Raw genomic sequence first — 4,101 nt, forward strand, 5'->3', positions numbered from 1 at the left:
ACCATTAATTCTAGTAGCCAAGTAAACTTCTTATTTGGCGACAAAAGTTATTATATAAAAACTATATTATATTCGTCAACATATTTTTTATAGTTTTTTTAAATAAATTTATATAAGTGGCTAACCCTCCATGTGGATTAGACATTTTAAATTGGGTCTTAGCCACCACTTTTACTGATATTAAGGTAACTCCCGCTTCATTAAAAACTTCACGCTACAAAAGTATTCGAACAAAAAGACCGGACAGAGCCGGTCATCAAAACTAGATTGATTTTGAACGCCCAATTCTTTGCTTAAACCCATTTGCTAGAGGCACGACGATGATGCCGGCAATAACGAGCTGCATGATGTTACCTGGGATAGAGCCGAACGGCTGAATCCAGTTGCTATAAAGGATAACTTCTGTAAAATAGTAGCCGACAACTTTGATAATAAGGGCAACAGCCACTGCCAGTACGTGTACGTATACCTTTTTGCCAGGCATCTTTTCAGCAATAAGGCCAGCTACATATCCCATTGCACCAACGATAACAAATGTAAACGGAGCCCATAATGTCCAGCCTGAAACAATATCGAACAGAGCCATTCCGAAGGCTCCCACTATTGCGCCTGATTTTTTACCAAATACAAAGGCAGCAATCAAAAGCGGCACGTTACCTAAATGAATGAGGCCCCCGTTACCCATCAGTGGCAGCCTAATGTTGATAAACATAGTAGCTAGGAAAGTTAAGGTAATAAAAAGTGCATTAAGAACCAGAGTTCTCGTTTTATTATGTTCTGTCGTAAACATGTAAATCCCCCTCGTTATTTCGGAGTGTGTGTTCAAAAGAATCTCCACTTCTTTAATGATTACTAGTATAATGAAATCTGACAATATAAAAAGTGCCACTTTTTTAAAATATAACATGGTCAGAGAGGAGGATTCTTGAATGGATATGCTTATGTTTGAATTGAATAAACATGCAACAAAACCCTTGTATGAACAGCTTTATATTGGAATTAAAACCGCCATTTTGAGCCAACAAATTGAAGTTGGAACGAAGCTGCCATCTAAAAAAAAGTTGGCCGAATTTTTAAATATCAGTCAAACAACCGTAGAAGTTGCATATGCTCAGCTGATTGCAGAGGGCTTTATTGTCTCAAAACCGCGGGTTGGTTTTTTTGTAGAGGATATTAATGAATTACCTTATATCGGAACAGAGCAGGTCGAGCTGCCAGTGGAGGATACTGAGGAAAAAATTATCCAGTTTGACTTTCACCCAGGAAAAATTGATACAGATTCCTTTCCTTTTTCACAGTGGAGAAAATATGCAAAAAATCTATATGATCTTCCTTCCAAGGAGCTGCTGCAGATTGGAGAACCCCAAGGAGAATACGCGTTACGGACTGAAATAGCAAAATATCTTTATCAATCAAGGGGGATTGTGTGTAAACCGGAGCAAATAGTGATTGGTTCTGGAACGGAACAACTTCTTCCTATGATTTTAAGGCTGCTTGAAAATGATTCAAACTTCGCCCTCGAAAATCCTGGCTATTCAGCAATCCCAAGAATTCATCTGCAAAACAAAGCAATTCCGATTCCAGTTGATGAAGATGGATTAATTGTAGATGAACTAAAAAAAACAAACGCAAATGTGGTTTACATCACACCTTCGCACCAATTTCCGACAGGTGCAGTTCTTTCCGCCACGAGAAGAACACAGTTATTGCATTGGGCAGCAAAAGTTGAAAATCGCTACATCATTGAAGATGATTACGACAGTGAATTTCGTTACACTGGAAAACCGATTCCCGCATTGCAAGGAATGGACAAAAACGATAAGGTGATTTATCTGAGTACGTTTACCAAGTCATTAATGCCTTCATTACGAGTGGCTTATTTTGTTTTGCCTTCAACATTGCTAAAAAAATATAAAGAAACTTTCAGTTATTATTCAGCAACAGTTCCGAGATTTGACCAGCATATAGTAGCTAGCTTCATGAAAGACGGTTATTTTTCAAAACACCTAAACCGTATGCGGAAAATTTACCATAAAAAGCTTGATAAACTGACCTATATCTTTAAAACAGATTATCCTGAAGTCATTATCACCGGAGATCAGGCTGGGATGCATATTTTAATTTCCCTTCCCCTGCAGAAAAGTGAAAAGGAGTTAAAAACAATTGCGGCAGAAAGCTCCATCGCCATTTACCCGGTAACTGATTATCTGTTAAAACCAATAGAATATAAGTATCCAACATTTTTGTTAGGATTTGGCGGTATTCCAATAGAAAAAATCGAGGACGGTATTCACCAATTAATGCAGTGTTGGGGAATAGCAAAATAATTAGAGGCAGTCATAAAATGCCGGAAGAGCTTTCCGGTATTTTTATGACTATGTGGTTTTGACAGTTTTTTTTATTTAGTTACCCTCTTCCTAACTGTAGTTCTAAGATAACAAATCCCCCTTTTGGGTGTTCAAAAGTCTTTTTCGAGGCTTTAATTTTTGACAGAGCGATTTTATCAATTTTGATCTTTTTAATAACCCTTTTTTCACATAAAAAAAAGCTACCGTTGCGGCAGCATGATTTAAACCTTATAAAACTAAATCATTCATTTCACAAATCTTCACTGTTATTCCTGTTTAAATAAAACAGCCACTCACTAGGAGTTATTTCAATAAAAAGTTCCTGCAACAATGCTTATCCCAGACTTCTTTTTTATCTGGTGTGCCCTGCTCGAAGAAAATTTCACTATGATTAAATTGCTTTTTCAGTATTAGATGCTTGTCTTTTTGGCCTTGGAATATGCCATTTATATTTTAAAGACAACATCCTTAAGACAACAATTACTATAAATAATACGTAAGTTTCGATAGTCCCATTAATAAAATTAAGACCTATTAAAGCCCCCGTAATGATAGTCCAAAAAGCATATAGTTCATATTTAAAAACAAATGGCTGTCTTTTCGCTAAGGCATCTCGAATGATACCTCCACCTACACCGGTTAATAAAGCAGAAGCAATACTAGCACTTGCAGGTAATCCTGAATTTTTCGCGTAAAGAGCACCTTGAATGGCGAAAGCCACTAATCCAACCGCATCTGTTAGACCAAATGAATAATACCAATGCTTCCAACTAACAATTTTTTGAATAGGTATAAAATATATGACCGTAATCAATAGGAATGTTAGTAGAAATAATGTGTTTTGTTCCCATAATGCCGAAACTGGCACCCCTATCAATAAATTCCGTATAGCTCCGCCTCCAAAAGCAGTTATAAAGCCTAATGCATAGTATCCGATAAGGTCATAATCTTCTTCCGAGGCAATAAGCGCCCCACTAATCGCAAATGCGATAGTGCCGAGATAATTCCAAATGTCCCAGGACATAACTCTTTTGCTCCTATCTTTATTTCTTTAATAACCCATATAATTATAAATTCTGACTATGCATTTATACAACCTAAATTTATTTTTTGTTCATTGGGCCATTATAAATCTCTTAAACTCTCTACCTAAGCCAATCAAACATTTATCTTTAATTATTATTTCGCTTTGAAGCAACCATCCTAGATTGTCTTTTCGCATTACATTTCCTTCAACAAAAAAGGTTATCTTTTCAGTACAATCGTGTTCCTAGAATACTTGCCCGTGGCGAAAAGACAGGGAAATAATCAAACTATTATACCTTTTGAACACGCAGTAAATGAGCGTTAACTCGTTAATCCTTATTTGAATGAAAATTGAATATAATAAAAATACGCCTGATCCCTTATATATCGAAGGGTTAGACGTATTCACCACCAAATTTAAACACTTTCTTATTGGCTGTATAGGTACCCCTTCTTGGTAACATGTCCATTGATTTTTAGGGAGCGTTCCTAATGGCAGCAATTAAGAATCTTGAGCTCTATTGGACATTTCCCTCGTGGCATCTAGATAACATGGTAAAACTCAAAGAATCTACATATAAATTAGACTATATATAATTATCCCTGTTCATAAACTATCGCTCCTGTTAGCTTAACTAAATTTATTCATAAACTCGTCAATTCTACTTAGTTTCAAGTTTTAAAGAAAGGTTTTAGAGAAAATAAAAAGACCTGCAAGTATGTAAAA

3 protein-coding genes are annotated in these 4,101 nt (G+C 36.1%); 1 reads left to right on the forward strand and 2 read right to left on the reverse strand.

Translation table 11 applies throughout. The annotated features are described in order from the left end of the window. Positions 1-262: 262 nt before the first annotated feature. Positions 263-790 carry an ECF transporter S component gene (locus tag ACLIJJ_RS26705; protein WP_233318035.1) on the reverse strand — a complete coding sequence of 176 codons (528 nt, stop codon included), beginning with the start codon at positions 788-790 and terminating at the stop codon, positions 263-265. A gap of 139 nt (positions 791-929) precedes the next feature. On the opposite strand from ACLIJJ_RS26705, the gene pdxR reads away from it, so the two are divergent. After that, positions 930-2,327 carry a MocR-like pyridoxine biosynthesis transcription factor PdxR gene (gene pdxR / locus ACLIJJ_RS26710; protein WP_411412007.1) on the forward strand — a complete coding sequence of 466 codons (1,398 nt, stop codon included), beginning with the start codon at positions 930-932 and terminating at the stop codon, positions 2,325-2,327. A gap of 412 nt (positions 2,328-2,739) precedes the next feature. On the opposite strand, the gene ACLIJJ_RS26715 is transcribed toward pdxR, so the two are convergent. Beyond that, positions 2,740-3,372, reverse strand: coding sequence for a trimeric intracellular cation channel family protein (locus tag ACLIJJ_RS26715; RefSeq protein WP_233318041.1), 633 nt, complete (start codon positions 3,370-3,372; stop codon positions 2,740-2,742). Positions 3,373-4,101: the final 729 nt, after the last annotated feature.

It is taken from the genome of Niallia laureatilytica (assembly GCF_046613985.1).
GTDB lineage: Bacteria > Bacillota > Bacilli > Bacillales > Cytobacillaceae > Niallia.